Here is a 16,077-nt window from a genome sequence, read left to right on the forward strand (position 1 = left end):
GCGTTTTGATTCGTTTAAAACCCTTTCTCTAACCCGGAAAGGGTTTTATATTGTTTGAAATTTATTAAATTCGTATCCATTAAAATTTTAATACCCACCAATGAGTAATCGAGTTCAGATCTTCGACACGACTTTGCGCGACGGCGAGCAGGTTCCTGGCAGCCAATTAACAACAGAAGAAAAGATTGTGATTGCCAAGCAACTCGAAAAACTCGGTGTAGACATTATCGAAGCCGGCTTCCCGGTTTCAAGCCCTGGCGACTTCCGTTCTGTGGTTGAAATATCGAAAGCGGTTCGTGAGCCTATCATTTGCGCGTTGTCACGTGCGGTGCAGGGTGACATTGACGCGGCGGCGGATGCGTTACAATATGCGCAGCGCGGCCGAATTCACACGGGAATTGGATCTTCGGATATTCACATTCAGCATAAATTCAACACGACGCGGGAAAAGATTATCGAAAGAGCCATTTCTGCAACGAAATATGCCAAATCGAAGATTGAGGACGTGGAATTTTACTGCGAAGATGCGGGAAGAGCCGACCTTGTTTTCCTTGCGCAATTGGTTGAAGCGGTGATCGGAGCGGGTGCAACGGTGGTTAACATTCCGGATACAACCGGCTATTGCCTTCCTGACGAATACGGCAATAAGATCAAATACATTTTCGAGAACGTTTCCAACATTCATAAAGCTGTAATTTCTATTCACTGTCACAATGACCTTGGATTGGCAACCGCAAATTCTATTGCTGGAATCAGCCAGGGAGCGCGCCAAGTTGAGGTTACCATTAATGGCATTGGTGAAAGAGCTGGAAATACGTCTTTGGAAGAAGTCGTGATGGCTTTAAATGTGCATAAAGAATTGGGTTTAGAAACAGGCGTAAATACGCAGTTCATTTATCCGACGAGCCAGTTGGTTTCGAAAATGATGCGCATGCCGGTTCAGGCCAATAAGGCCATTGTGGGCCGTAATGCATTTGCGCATTCTTCGGGAATTCATCAGGATGGATTTTTGAAAAACACATTGAATTACGAAATTATGAATCCGCATGATGTAGGCGTCGACAAATCTGACATCGTGCTTACAGCCCGTAGCGGTCGTCATGCTTTGAAACATCGCCTAGAATTACTTGGATTCAGCTTCGACAAGCCAACATTGGATGAATTGTACACAAGGTTCCTGGAAGTGGCCGATTTGAAGAAGGAAGTGAACGACGCAGATCTTGTTGATTTGGCCAGAACTGCCATCCCGGTTGAATAATTAGAAAATCATTAAAAAAGCGTAACACGCTGAATCTGAATTTGATGTTTTAAAGAATTATTTGTAACATTACACATTCAATAACATCCATCAGATTGCAAAAAGCCCTCGGTGATTCTGACTAAGGGCTTTTTTCTTGTTATAGGATAATGGTTCGGTTGCCGTGGATAAACACACGATCATTGAAAACCAGCTTCAAAGCCTTCGACAAAACACCCTTTTCCGTGTCCCTTCCTAATGTAGCCATATCCGACGCCGTTTGTCGGTGATCGACAGATTTTACGTCTTGTGCAATGATTGGTCCTTCATCCAAATCGTTGTTTACAAAATGCGCTGTGGCTCCAATAATTTTTACGCCGCGCTCGTAGGCTTGCCTGTAAGGATTCGCGCCGATGAATGCCGGGAGGAAAGAATGGTGAATGTTAATGATCTTGTTAGGGAAATGATCGACAAAATTTGGCGTGATCACGCGCATATATTTAGCCAAAACCAGATATTCCGGACGGTAAATGTCCAGTGTTCGCAGAATCGCTTCTTCGTGTTCCTCACGTGAGCGATTTTCGTGCGAAATGAAGTGAAAAGGAATGCCAAATTTTCCCACCAGCGGCTGCAATGTGTTGTAATTGCTAATCACAGCAAGAATGGTTGCATCCAACTCGTCGAAAGCATAACGGATCAGCAACTCGCCAAGGCAATGATGCTCCTTCGTCACCATTAAAACAATGTCCTTTTTCTTTTTTGGATTAATGCGCAGGTTCAGTCCGGTTGGGAGGTCCGATTTCAGCACTTCCATTAGTTTATCAATATCCGTTTCGCCCTCAAACTCCGTCCGCATAAAGAAGTATTTGGAAGGACTTACATATTCATCATTGCGGATAATGTTTTGATTGTGAGCAAAAAGTATCCGCGTCACCTGGTAAATTAGCCCCTTATGATCAGGGCCGTCCATTAATAAAATATGTCTCTGGATCATTGATTTGAACTAATTGAACTTAAAATTAGCATTTAACCGCTTACATTTTCCAAAGGCTGCGGTAACTTATAGACGCGGATGACTGTTTGCTTCTTTATAAATATCATTGAAAATGGCAGAAGAACTTATCGTCCCGACGGACACCGACAGAGCAACTGTTTACAACGCGCTGTTTCCTCAAATTCAGGCATTGGTTGAAACCGAAAGCGATTTAATAGCCAATCTGGCCAATGTTGCTGCTGCGCTGAAAGAAGCATTCGGCTTTTTTTGGGTTGGATTTTACATTGCTAAGGAAGGACAATTGGTGCTCGGACCATTCCAGGGCCCAATCGCTTGCACACGAATTGCGTTTAACAAAGGCGTTTGCGGAGCAAGTTACACGCGACAAGAAACCATCATTGTGCCGGATGTAGAGGCATTCCCAGGTCACATTGCGTGCAACTCGGCTTCAAAGTCTGAGATCGTATTGCCTGTTTTCCACAGAAACGGAACTGTTGCAATGGTGCTGGACGTGGACAGCGACAAGCTCGACGATTTCAGCGAAGTGGATGCACAGGAATTGCAAAAAATCATCAGGTTAATAGAGAGAAAATTATAGCCTAAAACGCAAAAAAGCCTTGCTATCCGTAAATAGCAAGGCTTTTTCTATTTTGACAATGCTTAATTTAAAGAAAACATCGGCAGCCTCAACGCAACAACATTGTTGAACATGAGTTTGGATATTTTTGGATCCATATAATCAATCAGCGGAAACTCCGACACGAGCGACATCACCTCAAACTCGCTCTCTGCTCTTACCACGCACCAAAGTTTGGAATAATCGTCCGAAAGGGCATAGGACATCAATCGTCCCTGCTCCATCATTTCATTAATTTTTTTTCTCTGAGCAGGTATTTTCGCTGTAAAATCTTCCGACATAACAGCCGGAAGTTGAATTTCAACCATGTATTGGCTCATTGGTGATAGAAGTTAGGTGTACAGAAATACCTTAGCGTTTACTCACTTTTTATTAAAAGGATATGTAACAATGATTAGTTCCTGCATGTAATGTAGCAAACATTATGACAAAACCTTTTTATCTTTTTTCCAACCATTTCAATGTCGATTGTGTCAAACCTATTACGAATTGGAGCTTTCAGAATTGCGCAATCCGTTAGCCGTGAAGCAGTATTCAACTATCTTTGGGATAGCGGTGCTGATTTTTATAATAATAAACCGAACGAAGCACCCCTAAACTTCGGATGACCTTTAACGAACAGGAATTAGTGCAAGGCTGCAAGCAGCGCAACCGGACTGCCCAAAGACAACTTTATGACGTCTTCGGGGGAAAGTTGTTTGCTATATGCCTGCGTTACACTAAAAACCGGATCGATGCAGAGGATGTTTTGCAAGATGCGTTTATCAAAATTTATGAAAATATAGATTCATTCAGAAACGATAGCCCATTAGAGTATTGGCTCCGTTCTGTAGTGGTGAACACAGCATTGAACCATCTGAGGCAGCAGAAACATTTGAAAGACCTGGATGACATTGATTTACACCATAATGGCATTGCTGATAAGGAAGTAACATTGGGGGATTTTCAGCTGAGGCAACTCATGGAAGTGATTCAGGAGCTGCCCATCGGATGCCAGACCATATTTAACCTTTATGCCATTGAAGGTTATCAGCATAATGAAATAGCCCAAAAGCTGGGCATATCAGAAGGAACTTCGAAGTCGCAATATGCGCGGGCGAGAGGGCTTCTTCAACAAAAATTGAACAAAGAAAAAAGATTTAATGATGGATCCGTCCGAGATAAACAATTTTGAAGATCAGTGGCGTAAGGCTTTGAAAGAAGCCTCCGAAGCTCCTCCTCAATCCGTTTGGGAGGGAATCGAAGCGCGTCTCGATCAGCAGGAAGATAAAGGAATGATTTTGCCGCTCTGGTGGCAGTCTCCGAAGATTTGGTATGCTGCAGCGTCCATTGCTGCGCTGTTATTGGTCGGCGGGATTTGGTATTCCAATTCAAAAAATGGGATTAAGCCCAACGTTGAAATCGCTTCAACTCAAACTGCGAAAGAACGTGCAACTGCTGAAAGCGATTCGCAAACGGCTGTTGCTGTGAATAGCGCTGCCGCTGCGTCTGCTCAAATTGCATCCGAAAATAATGTGGCTGAATATTCCGCAAAGTCTGGTAAATCTGCAAATCAGTCAAACAGGGAAGTGCTGGCTGCGGTGAAACAATCGGAAAGCAATGTTTCGCCAACAAGACAAAATGGTGTTGAAGGCAATTCGGCAGCAACGATTGCAGCTGCAAAAGAAGCCGATAATCAGGCGACGATAGACAAGAACTCAACGCTTGCGAAAGTTGATAAGTCACCAAGCGCTCCAATTAATAAAGCAAACAGCAATGCTGTGATAGCAACAGAAGCGCCGGAAAACACAAATTCCTTGGTGCCAGCAACTGCCATTGCAGAATCCGAAATGGCGTTGGCCATGCTTTCTGCTTTGCCTTACAGCGACTTGGACGTGCATATGCAAAAGCGTTACATCTTTTTCCGCCCAGATTTGAAGGTTGAAGAACCGGTTGAGCCTTTAAAAAGCAGGGATTATTACGCTGCACTGAGCCTGATGCCGGCGTCATTCAATCCAAATCTTAAAGTGAAAGAAGCGCCACTGGGCTTCACAAATCAAAATTTGTCAAGTAAAAAATCAGTTTCCGGAACGAGTGAATCGGGTGTTTCTTATGCGGTCCAAACGCAGGGTGGCGTGAAACTTTCGAAGCATTGGTCGTTGGAAATGGGCGTGAGTTATTTGAAAGGAAATTCGAGTTATGAAGGCGGCGGATATGTGTTAAGTGCATTCAATAACCGATCTGCAAATGTTTTGGAAAATGCGCTTGCAGGATTAGCGCCAACGCCAAACAATGCTTATCAGGACAAAAACGGCTTTTTTGCCAATAACGGCGCGCTTTACATTGACGTAGCCAAAACGGTCAGCAACAATTATCAATATTTACAGTTGCCCGTTCAGGCAGGGTTTACAATTTATCCGGAAAAGAAATTAAGCTATTCAGTTCTGGGCGGCATGATGGCCAACTTCTTCCTGAGCAACGAACTGGAATCGGCTTCTGGTGAGATCATTACGACCAAAGCGAGCGACGAAATATATCGCCACATGAACTGGGCTGCAACTACTGGGCTTCGGTTCAGTTATAAGCTTTCGTCCAAATGGAATGCGAACCTCACCGGGTCTTATCAGAAATCTGTAACGTCCGGTTTCAGGTCCAATCAAAGCCTGGATTCACGGCCGCAACTGTATGGTGTTTCATGGGGAATGCGCTATTCTTTTTAAAAAAAAATCCAATCGGTTACAACCATTTTTTCGATTTGTGAATCTAACCAATGTAGATTCTTTTAAGACGCATGCACTTACATCGTGCTAATCTTACTGATTTGCAAAAAATCTGTTAGCCATGAATAAAATCCTTACATCATTATTTGCCCCCGTTGTCGTCGCCGGCATGTGGGTAAGCTGCACCAATGACAATGTTGGGCCAGGTGAAGTGAACAAGGTGAATCCGATCCAGATTTCATCCCGCATTTCGGAGGGGACCAATGATTTTGCATTCAAGTTTCTTCACACATTGCAGAAAACCCAGCCGGCAAATGAGAACATGTTCGTTTCGCCGTTGAGCCTGCATATGGCGCTCGGAATGCTGCTTAATGGTGCTGAGGAAGGCACGGCTGATGAAATACGCAAAGCCCTCGAAATGGAAGGCGTTTCCATTGATGACCTTAATAATGCTTACAAAACACTGATTAATGACCTGCCTGTTGCAGATTCGAAAGTAACGCTAGGCCTTGCTAATTCGATTTGGTACAAAAGCGGCTTCGATGTTAAGCCGGATTTTCAAACGGTGTTGAAGAATTCTTTTAATGCACAGGCAACCGGCCTCCCTTTCGATAATGCTGCCAAAGCGAAAATTAACCAGTGGGCGAGTGATAAAACCAATGGCAAGATTCAGCAAGTCATAGAGGAAATTAAGCCTGATCACGTAATGTTTTTGTTGAATGCCTTGTATTTTAAAGGCGACTGGAAGCATCAATTTGATGCAAAAAAGACCGTTGACGAAACATTCAGACTGCAAAACGGCAGCGAGAAGCCAGTTAAAATGATGTTCGCCAAATCCAGTTTCAAAACTTTCAGCGCAGAAGCTTACAGCATGGTCCGGCTTCCTTACGCGAATGGGCAGTTTAATATGACATTATTGGTCCCAAAAGGACAGAATACAGTTGACGAAATGCTCAGTAGTTTGAATCCTGACGATTGGGAAAGGCTTGGCAACGCACCAGAGACGAGCATTGAGGTGGGTTTACCGAGATTTACGTTGAAATATTCAGCCCAACTGAAAGAAACGCTTAAAAAAATGTTCATTCAAAAAGCTTTCACTTCTGAAGCCGAGCTCGGAAAAATTAATGAAAAAGCGGACTTGTTTGTGGATTTTGTTAAGCAGGATACTTATCTGGGCATTGATGAAAAAGGAACCGAAGCTGCCGCAGTCACCTCAATTGGGGTTGGTGTCACATCAGCCGGCCCAAATAATCGGATCGTTTGTGATCGCCCGTTTGCACTAATTATCAGCGAAAATACTTCAAATACAATTCTTTTCATGGGCAGAATTAACAACCCGGAAAGCAAGTAACATTATCTATTAGCCATAAAATATTAAAGATAAAAAATGCCAGGAACCCTGGCATTTTCGGGGTGCGTTATCGTCCGGAGGCCTTGCTTTCGGACGATTTTGTTTTAAAGGCTTACAACCTTTCAAAGCGTGCTTGTGTCATAACCCAACCAAGTATAAATGTAATTTTTACTATCCTCTTTACGCTAACGCTATGAAAGTCAAACTTCTACATTTACTCATTTTCTTTGCCGCTACAACCTTCTGGTCATGCAATGATCAATGCAAAGAAACGCGCGTTACAAGACGTTTCAACAATGTGACACGCTCGCTCATGGAGCTGCGCACACAAGTTGGAAAACAGTCACCGAGGGCCATGGAACATCCTGGCAAAATGTATGTTAAAGGAGATTATCTATTTGTAAATGAGGTGAAAGAAGGCATTCATGTGATCAATAACAAAGACCGCTCGCACCCCGAATCTGTCACGTTCATTAAAATTCCGGGCAATGGCGACATTGCAGTCCGCGACAACATTTTATACGCCGACAGCTTTTCCGATCTGGTTGCCATCGATATCAGTGATCCATCGAATCCTATTGAACTCAATCGGGTCAAAAACGTCTTCAAGTCAGGCACTTTTGACGGGGGATTCTGGACGCTGAATGAGTCAACGGGCGCAATCAATGATCAGGACGTTGAGCTCGTTACTGAGATCGTAGAAGTGAATTGTGAAGAAGACATTGTGCCCACGTCTTGGTGGGAGGGGGGCTGGTTTGTGGATAAGGCCGTTTTTTCAAGTTTCTCTTCCGGCGCTTCTTCGTCCGCACCCAAGGCTGCGGGAAGCAATGGTCAGGCCGGTTCAATGTCTCGTTTTGCATTGCATCAAAATTTCCTTTACACCGTCGGGCAAAATGATCTGCATTTGTTCAACATTGCAACGCCCTCGAAACCAACAGATTTTGCCGTTGTAAATATGGGATGGGGTATAGAAACGATTTTTCCGTATGAAGACAAACTGTTTATCGGTTCATCGACAGGCATGTTCATTTACGACAACAGCAATCCCGCAGCGCCCAAGCAACTTTCCGTATTCCAGCATGGACGCGCCTGCGACCCGGTTGTTGTGCATGATGACATTGCATACGTAACATTGCGCACGGGCACAGCATGCCAGGGAACACAAAACCAGCTCGATCTGGTGGATATCAGCAATCCGGCTGCTCCTCAGCTTATCAAGAGTTATCAAATGGAAAATCCGCATGGATTAAGCATCGATTTCCCTGCACTTTATCTTTGCGAAGGCGAGCTCGGGTTGAAAGTTTTTGATATAAAAGATAAATTCAATGTTGATAAAAATCAGTTGGCTAATTTCAAAGACATTGACGCATATGATGTGATTTCAATGGGAAAAACACTGTTGCTGATCGGGAAGGACGGTTTTTACCAATACGACGCAAGCAATCCGCGCGACCTGCGACTGCTTAGCAAAATTCCTGTCGGTAAAGCGATTTAACTTCATTCATCGTCAAAGAACCATCTGATGAAAGCAACATCTTTTGCATGGATTGTTTGTCTCCTCGCGTTTGGCACATTGCATGCGCAGCAACAAGTTCCTTTAAAATATGTCAACCATACGGAATTTGGCGGTTTATTTGGAAGGGTAAAATTTACAAACCCGAACAACGCCAACAAAAAAATCGTAGACAACCGGTTGAATCTAACGCTGCAAACATTCAATGGCATAACACTCAACAGCAGGCTTGTTGCGGGTGTTACGATTGGGATGGATTGGTATAAAACAGCGCTGTTGAATCCTATTGCTGGCGGAGTAAGATATGATTTTGCCAAAAAAGGAAATGTTAAAGTCTTCGCCACCGCCGACGCTGGTTACGGCTTTACCTGGCTGCACGACGATTCCGAGGGTTTCGAAACAAAAGGCGGCCTAATGCTCAATCCTGGCGTGGGACTGAAAATCGGCAAGCCGGGGGAAGCGGCAGTGACATTAACAATGAGTTATAAAAGACAGGAAGCGCACATCACAAAGGTTCCGCTTTGGGATCAGGTGGAACGATTTGAAGACCGTGTTTACAACCGGCTTGCGCTCAGATTAGGAGTTATTTTTTGAGCATTAAGAAGAACATATAACAAATGTCAAGCTTGGGATTTCACCTCAGGTCTGACATTGTTTTTGCTGCCAAAAACCTCTATTTCTTTCAGAAACATTGCTTCTCCCCGGTTATACCAGGCACGAAACTTCTGTGATTGGTCCAGATGGTTTGGTAAATATTCCAGGATAACTGAAAGATCGAAAGTTTTGGAAGTGACACCAGCGCCAGAAATAACGCCATCGGTTGCATTGCATTCTTGCTCAAAATGGTTGGGAACGGGAACCATCATCACAGGTTTGCCCAAATACATTGCTTCACAAACCGATTCAAAACCAGCAGTTGTCACCAGCGCTTTACAGCTCGCCAGCATGCGCAAATATTTCTCGCTGTTAATGCGATGGAATGTCAATGTTTCGTCAAAAACAAACTCATCCGAAGCATCATGGTTATCCCAAAAACAATGAAGCTTGATTTCCGGGTGTTTTAAATGCCAATTGATAATCTGCTGACTCAGACTGTGGTGCGTCATGTAAACCAACAGAAAATTTTCTCTAGTTGGCTTTGTGTTTAAAACCTCCCGTCGCAACAAAGGCGGGACAACCGTTATTTTAAGGTCATTTCTCGATTCCATTTCGCGGAACGAAAGGGCAAGCCGCTTTGCCGAAAGCCAGGAAGTTAGTTTTGAATTGAAATTGATAATCAGCTGGTTAACCTTGCTATTTTTTGGGAAAATAAACTTTGGATGCAGCAAAAGATATTGATGCGCAATGCAAACCATCGGAACCTTGGAGCGGTAAAGCACATTGTACAAACCGCTATAAGTTTCATAAAAACTAATGATCAGGTCCGGCTGCAAGCGCTCAATGGTTTGATTGATCAAGCTTAATCCCGACAAATATTTTGAAGCATTGCGAAACAGATTGTAAACTGTCGCGCTAAGGTTAATGCCCTCAGCTTGTGGATTGTAGACAATGTTGGGAGCAGAGAAATGGTAAACCGGTGATGCGATCTGCTCTTCGAAAAATGAAGGAATAATCCGCCCTTCCGATGCGCCAACCATCGCCGCCGTAATTTCATGGCCAGCATTGCGCAAGATCTGACCAAGCGAAATGGCCTGTGTCAAATGTCCGCGCCCTTCTCCCTGCACCAGAAAAACGATTTTCATAGATATCGTTGGTTTTTGCCCGGAATCAGTGCTGTAAACGCCACTTGCTTTTCAATGCTTGCGGGGAAGTTTTCAATAATGGCCTGACTCTCGCTTTTTTTGTTGCTTGACTTAACCTGAACAGCATGCTGATCATAGTAGAGCAGACTCCAATTGCCATCGAAATCTTCGACCAACGCGCTCAATGTTTCCACCCAGTCGCCGGAATTCATGTACATAATTCCGTCGATTTCCCGAATGGCAGGATGGTGAATGTGACCGCAAATAACGCCGTCGCAATTGCGGGATTTGGCCAGTTCCGTTAGCTTTTCTTCAAAGTCCGTCATGTAATTGACAGCCATTTTCACAGACTGTTTTACACGCTGCGACAGCGAATAGTAAGACAAACCTCTCCAAGCCCGGTAACGATTGTAAAGCTTGTTGACCCAAAGCAGGAATGTGTAACCCATGTCACCCAGATAGGCAAGCCATTTAAGGTGCGTCGTGATGGAGTCGAAAACGTCGCCGTGGGTGATATAATAGCGCTTTGCGCCGGAGTTGAGAATGTAATCTTTCCGGATCTGAAAATGCTTTCCGAGCCGCAGTGGAATGATCTGGTCCAGAAAATCGTCGTGATTTCCGCGGATGTAGATGACTTTCGTTTTATTTTCCTCGATCATCTTCAACACACGTTTGAAAAACATCGTGTGCTTGCGTTTCCAGACACCATATTTTTTTAGCTGCCAGGCGTCAATGATGTCGCCATTTAAGATCAGCTTTTTGCAGGAATAGCTTTTCAGGAAACTGGTAACTTCTTCTGCCTTCGAACCACCCGCGCCGAGGTGTAAGTCAGAAATGATGATTGTTCGAAAGTGAGTTGTTTCTCCCATGTTACAAATATTCTCATTTAACATTAACTGCATGTTACTGGCAGGTTATCAGATGATTAAGAAAACAGTAAAACCGGGTTGAAAAAGTTTGTAGAACTACTTATATGTTATTAGCGGTGACTTTGTATGGTAAAAAGAATACTTTTTTTATATTTGTTTGAACAATTCATAACTCATGAAGCAACTTTTCCTCATTCTCATTCTTTGCTGTCAGTCTGTTTTTGGGCAAAAAGTTTATTTGTCTCACGAGGTCGAAACGCAGGCTGAGCCAGCAGGCGGACTGGCGCATATCAGTCAGTTCATTGCTTCCAATGTGCAAATTCCGTTCGAAAGCGCCGTCAAGGGAATCAATGGGCGCGTTTATGTCAAAGGCGTTGTGGAACCGGACGGTGGCATGTCACAATTGGAAATTTCACGAGGGCTGGATTCGCTGACCAACAAAGAGGCCATTCGCATTATGAGTCTTTACAAAGCCTGGAAGCCTGCTGTGCTGAAAGGAGAAATGGTGAGACAATTCATCGTTTATCCAATCGCGTTTAAAGCGCCAGCAACTCCCAACTTTGACATTGAAAAACATGCGCTTATTAACTATTTTGATGAAATGTATCGTGCTGTAAACGACCCGAAAAAGTCTGAATTCAGAAGCATTATGCCGCTTGATGAGCGGGGTTACATTAAAGCCGATGTAATTTATGAGCAGTTAAGAGGCGGAAAATGGAAGGAAGTGGCGCGAGTGCCTTTCCAGAAAAAAGAAATTTGGTATCACCTTGATTTATTGCACGATAAATCCGATTCTCTTAAAGTGCATCAAGTGGTTGCCAGGGACGATAATGCTGCAAGCCACTCTTCGGAAGCCGTGTTTCAAATGAACGGAAAGTTGCTGGAATACACGGAATATGGGCCCGACAATAAAGCATCGCTGATCAAAAAATATGATTTGAATGGCATGTTGCGCAATATGCAAGTAATATCCGACAGCGCGAGCTTGCATCTTTCCTGGCATGACAACGGGCAGATGGGGACTGTTGTGGAAGTTCCTGTTATGAAGGCAAACGAAATTCGGGAGCAGATGTTCGTGAATGCCTGGAACAGGGATGGAAGCCAGATCGTGAAGGAGGGCGACGGATATTGGAGATCGGTGAGCAGGATGGAGGGGAAATTGCTTACAGAAGAGGGCGCTGTGGTTAAAGGCAAGAAAAATGGAAAATGGCTCGGCAAATGGGCGGATAGCACATTGCATTACGAAGAGACCTACGAAAACGGCTTGATGAAAGCAGGAATTGCGTATGAAGATGGTCAAAAGCGCACTTATGACAAACCCGTTATTCAGCCCGAATTCAAAGGAGGCATCAACAAACTTTACAGCTTTTTGGGTCAAAACATTCAATATCCGATGGAAGCTTCGCGCCGGGGCGTACAGGGAAGAGTTTTTCTCTCATTCGTTGTTTGCGAAGATGGCAGCATGTGCGATTACAAAGTGATCAGCGGCGTGGGATTTGGCCTCAATGAAGAAGCTTTGCGTGTTGTCAAAAAAATGAATGGCATGTGGGAGCCCGGCGTCATGCGCGGAAAAGTAGTTCGGGTTAAATATAACCTTCCTATCAATTTTGCAATAGAATAGCAACCCATTCCTGCCATTTGTCCAATTCCAAAGCCAGTCAAACGCTTTGGAATTTTTTTATCCCAAAAAGTAATAAAATGTAATCTTGATTTGATAATATTGTGATATCACTTTACTATCATAATAGAACCATGAATGAGAAAGAATTACGTTCGATGTCGGGCTATTTACTCTTTGTAGCAGGCTTGATTTTACTCGCAGGCGGAGTCGTTTATGGCGTGAATGCAGGCGATCCTGTGATTGGCGGGTTGCTGTTTTTGGCAGGATTTGTCATTTTAATTGGTCTGACGGTCATTAATCCGAATGAAGCCGTTGTGGCCACTTTTTTTGGAGATTACATGGGCACAATGAAGCAAAACGGCTTACGCTGGGTCAATCCATTGTTTTTGAGAAAGAAAATCAGTTTGCGGGCCAGAAACCTCAATGGACAGAAATTAAAAGTCAACGACAAGCTCGGAAATCCGATCGAGATTGCAGCCGTGGTCGTTTGGCGGGTTGGTGACACAGCAAAAGCGTCTTTTGAAGTGGATGATTATGTAAAATATGTCGAGATCCAATCCGAAGCCGCGGTCAGGCATTTGGCAGGCGTGTATGCATATGACACGATGGAAGATGAAGATCTGCAAATTCAGGAAGTGACATTGAGGGATGGAAGTGGCAAAATCAACGAAATGCTGGAAGCCGAACTAACGGAACGCCTCAGCCGCGCTGGCATTGACGTGCTTGAATCGCGAATCAGTCACCTGGCTTATGCGCCCGAAATTGCCGGAGCAATGTTGCAGCGTCAGCAAGCATCAGCCGTTGTTGCGGCGCGTCGCCAGATCGTGAATGGTGCCGTCGGCATGGTGGATATGGCTTTGTCCATGCTTTCGGAAAAGGGCATTGTAGAGCTCGACGAAGAGCGTAAAGCCGCAATGGTCAGCAACTTGCTGGTTGTGCTTTGTGGTGAGAAAGCCGCCACACCGATCCTGAACGCAGGCACTTTGTATCCATGATATGGCAGAGAAAAAAGCATTTGTTTTACGCGTGAATCCTGATATGCTCAAAGAATTGGAAATTTGGGCGCAGCAGGATTTTCGTAGTTTGAATGGTCAGATCGAATTTTTGCTCAACGAAGCCCTCAAAAAGCAAAAGCGTTCCAAGGCAAAGGATCAAAAATCGGATGGATCTGACCAAATACAGTAAGTTTGCGTAACTTAGTTGTCCTACTATCTAATTCTAATAAACACAGATGAAGCACTTTGTCAGCACATTAGTATTTCTATTATTTTCCTTTCAAATTTTTGCCCAAATCCCCGACACATTTCAATGGCTCCCAGACGGAACGGGATATCGCGATCTAAGCGAACAGGGAATTGTGGAAACTGCATTGCCTTCCAGACAGGAAAAAGTCATTGTTTCGCGGGATTTGATCAAAGGTGCTGACGGAGCTCCACTCGCTATCAGAAGTTATACAATGAGCCAGGCCAATGATAAAGTGCTGATTTACAACAATTCAAAACGTGTTTGGCGCTATCAGACGAGAGGCGATTACTTGGTTTTTGACATTGCCGGAAAATCTGCGAAACAATTGGGCAAAGGCTTGCCAGCATCATCATTAATGTTCGCGAAATTCTCACCAGATGGCAAAAAAGTCGCTTATGTGAGCAAGCATAATGTGTATGTGGAGGATGTGCAAAGCGGTGAAATAAAGCAGCTTACAACCGACGGCACAGATCGCGTCATCAATGGAACATTCGATTGGGCCTATGAAGAAGAATTTGATTGCCGCGACGGTTTTCGCTGGAGTGGCGACAGCAAATCGATCGCATACTGGCAGCTGGATGCGCGCAAGATTCGCAACTTTTTGATGATCAACACAACAGATTCCATTTATTCCTACAATGTGCCTGTTGAATATCCGAAAGTGGGTGAAACGCCTTCGCCTTACAAAATCGGCGTTGTGGACATTGCCAGTGCGCAAACCAAATGGATGAACATTCCGGGCGATCCGCAAAACACTTACGTGCCCAGAATGGAGTGGTCGGGCATGCCTAATGAGCTGGTTATTCAGCAATTAAACCGGAAACAAAACGAAAGCACGCTCTTTTATCTAAACACAACAGACGGAAGCGCCAAGCCATTTTACACGGAAAAAGATGCAGCCTGGATTGACATTAAAAGCCGCTGGGAAAACGATCCGATGGGTTGGGACTGGATTAATAACGGCAAAGAGTTTCTTTGGGTGAGTGAAAAAGACGGCTGGCGCCATACTTATCGTGTGAGCCGTGATGGCAAAAAAGAAACATTGGTTACAGGTGGAACCTTCGATATGATCAACCCTGTGCGCATTGACGAGAAAAATAACACTTACTATTTTACAGCTTCGCCAGACAATGCCACGCAGACTTATTTGTACAAAGTTTCATTAGACGGAAAAGGCAAACCGGAGCGCATAACGCCTGCTAATCAGTCAGGAACGCACGCTTATGAGATTTCTCCGGGCGGGAAATTTGCAAGCCATCAGTTTTCGAATGCGAAAACAGAGCCTTTGAGCGAATGGATTTCTTTGCCAAAACATGTGTCCATTGACCCCGCCAATTCCATCGCACAATCTGCCGACAAGATCAATGCCGGGAAGATGAACATTGAATTTTTCAAAGTAAAAACAGCCGAAGGAATTGAAATTGACGCGTGGATGGTGAAGCCAACCAACTTTGATCCTGCCAAAAAATATCCGATCGTTTTCATGGTTTATGGCGAACCTGCGGGGAGCACGGTGAAAGACGTCTACGGAACCGGCCGCAATCGCTTATATGCAGGAAGCATGGCAGACGACGGTTACATTTATGCTTCAATGGACAACCGGGGAACACCGTCACCAAAAGGTGCCGCGTGGCGGAAAGCAATTTACAAAAGCATTGGAACAGTGAACATTAAGGATATGGATGGCGCGGCGACTGCCATGTTTCAGCAATATCCGTTTATCGATACAAGCCGCGTGGCTGTGCATGGATGGAGCGGCGGCGGTTCGTCGACATTGAACCTTTTGTTCCAATATCCACAACATTTCAAAACCGGAATTGCGGTGGCTGCGGTTGCTAACCAGCTGACTTATGACAACATTTACCAGGAACGTTACATGGGCGTGCCCCAGGAAAACAGGGACGCATTTGTAAAGGGATCGCCGATTACGCATGCCAAAAATTTGCAAGGCAATCTGCTTTACATTCATGGAACGGGTGATGATAATGTGCATTACCAAAATGCTGAAATGCTTGTCAATGAGTTGATTAAGAATAACAAGGTGTTTCAATTCATGCCTTATCCAAACCGTTCGCATGGCATTTCCGAAGGCGAAGGAACTTCGAAGCATTTGAGAAGTTTGTTCACCGATTATCTCAAAAAGAACTGCCCTCCGGGAGCAAAATAAAT

General features: G+C 44.3%; 15 protein-coding genes. 11 read left to right on the forward strand and 4 right to left on the reverse strand.

Going from position 1 to position 16,077, the window contains the following annotated elements:
• The first annotated feature begins 100 nt into the window (after nt 1-100).
• Nucleotides 101-1,258, forward strand: a complete 1,158-nt coding sequence (locus LZG73_RS19890; RefSeq protein WP_233853900.1) for a 2-isopropylmalate synthase — start codon at nt 101-103, stop codon at nt 1,256-1,258.
• 139 nt (nt 1,259-1,397) lie between these two features.
• Here the strand turns inward: LZG73_RS19890 and purU are convergent, their stop codons facing one another.
• Nucleotides 1,398-2,207 carry a formyltetrahydrofolate deformylase gene (gene purU / locus LZG73_RS19895; RefSeq protein WP_233854222.1) on the reverse strand — a complete coding sequence of 270 codons (810 nt, stop codon included), beginning with the start codon at nt 2,205-2,207 and terminating at the stop codon, nt 1,398-1,400.
• Between the two features lie 136 nt (nt 2,208-2,343).
• Between purU and LZG73_RS19900 the strand changes: the two genes are divergently transcribed.
• Complete coding sequence (locus LZG73_RS19900; RefSeq protein WP_233853902.1) at nt 2,344-2,829, forward strand: GAF domain-containing protein; 486 nt, start codon at nt 2,344-2,346, stop codon at nt 2,827-2,829.
• 62 nt (nt 2,830-2,891) lie between these two features.
• Here the strand turns inward: LZG73_RS19900 and LZG73_RS19905 are convergent, their stop codons facing one another.
• Entirely contained in the window at nt 2,892-3,188 is a 297-nt protein-coding gene (locus LZG73_RS19905) for a muconolactone Delta-isomerase family protein (protein WP_233853903.1), read from the reverse strand.
• A gap of 284 nt (nt 3,189-3,472) precedes the next feature.
• Here LZG73_RS19905 and LZG73_RS19910 point away from each other — a divergent pair, with 284 nt between their 5' ends.
• The 5 genes from LZG73_RS19910 to LZG73_RS19930 all read left to right on the forward strand — a co-directional run bounded on the left by LZG73_RS19910 (nt 3,473) and on the right by LZG73_RS19930 (nt 9,025).
• Nucleotides 3,473-4,042, forward strand: a complete 570-nt coding sequence (locus LZG73_RS19910; RefSeq protein ID WP_233853904.1) for an RNA polymerase sigma factor — start codon at nt 3,473-3,475, stop codon at nt 4,040-4,042.
• The gene (locus LZG73_RS19915) at nt 4,011-5,567 is read left to right on the forward strand and encodes a hypothetical protein (protein ID WP_233853905.1); all 1,557 of its coding nucleotides are present in this window, start codon (nt 4,011-4,013) and stop codon (nt 5,565-5,567) included. The genes LZG73_RS19910 and LZG73_RS19915 overlap by 32 nt, the downstream gene beginning before the upstream one ends.
• 121 nt (nt 5,568-5,688) lie before the next feature.
• Nucleotides 5,689-6,918 carry a serpin family protein gene (locus LZG73_RS19920; RefSeq protein WP_233853907.1) on the forward strand — a complete coding sequence of 410 codons (1,230 nt, stop codon included), beginning with the start codon at nt 5,689-5,691 and terminating at the stop codon, nt 6,916-6,918.
• A gap of 193 nt (nt 6,919-7,111) precedes the next feature.
• Nucleotides 7,112-8,413: an LVIVD repeat-containing protein gene (locus LZG73_RS19925; protein WP_233853909.1), complete on the forward strand. Its 1,302-nt coding sequence runs from the start codon at nt 7,112-7,114 to the stop codon at nt 8,411-8,413.
• Between the two features lie 27 nt (nt 8,414-8,440).
• A complete protein-coding gene (locus LZG73_RS19930) occupies nt 8,441-9,025 on the forward strand; it encodes a hypothetical protein (RefSeq protein ID WP_233853910.1) in 585 nt (194 codons plus the stop codon).
• Nucleotides 9,026-9,051: 26 nt separating this feature from the next.
• On the opposite strand, the gene LZG73_RS19935 is transcribed toward LZG73_RS19930, so the two are convergent.
• Both LZG73_RS19935 and LZG73_RS19940 read right to left on the reverse strand, forming a co-directional pair.
• Nucleotides 9,052-10,173 (reverse strand): glycosyltransferase family protein, encoded by a 1,122-nt coding sequence (locus LZG73_RS19935; RefSeq protein WP_233853912.1) that lies wholly within the window; start codon nt 10,171-10,173, stop codon nt 9,052-9,054.
• On the reverse strand, nt 10,170-11,042 hold the full coding sequence (locus LZG73_RS19940) for a UDP-2,3-diacylglucosamine diphosphatase (RefSeq protein WP_233853914.1): 873 nt from the start codon (nt 11,040-11,042) through the stop codon (nt 10,170-10,172). The genes LZG73_RS19935 and LZG73_RS19940 overlap by 4 nt, the downstream gene beginning before the upstream one ends.
• Nucleotides 11,043-11,217: 175 nt before the next feature.
• Here LZG73_RS19940 and LZG73_RS19945 point away from each other — a divergent pair, with 175 nt between their 5' ends.
• From LZG73_RS19945 to LZG73_RS19960, 4 genes are all read left to right on the forward strand, one after another.
• Nucleotides 11,218-12,663 (forward strand): energy transducer TonB, encoded by a 1,446-nt coding sequence (locus LZG73_RS19945; protein WP_233853916.1) that lies wholly within the window; start codon nt 11,218-11,220, stop codon nt 12,661-12,663.
• A gap of 131 nt (nt 12,664-12,794) precedes the next feature.
• Nucleotides 12,795-13,658: an SPFH domain-containing protein gene (locus LZG73_RS19950; protein WP_233853918.1), complete on the forward strand. Its 864-nt coding sequence runs from the start codon at nt 12,795-12,797 to the stop codon at nt 13,656-13,658.
• Between the two features lies 1 nt (nt 13,659).
• Complete coding sequence (locus LZG73_RS19955; RefSeq protein ID WP_233853920.1) at nt 13,660-13,848, forward strand: Arc family DNA-binding protein; 189 nt, start codon at nt 13,660-13,662, stop codon at nt 13,846-13,848.
• Between the two features lie 46 nt (nt 13,849-13,894).
• Nucleotides 13,895-16,075: a DPP IV N-terminal domain-containing protein gene (locus LZG73_RS19960; protein WP_233853922.1), complete on the forward strand. Its 2,181-nt coding sequence runs from the start codon at nt 13,895-13,897 to the stop codon at nt 16,073-16,075.
• Nucleotides 16,076-16,077: the final 2 nt, after the last annotated feature.

Origin of the sequence: Dyadobacter sp. CY326 (assembly GCF_021390515.1) — a bacterium.
Lineage (GTDB): Bacteria > Bacteroidota > Bacteroidia > Cytophagales > Spirosomataceae > Dyadobacter.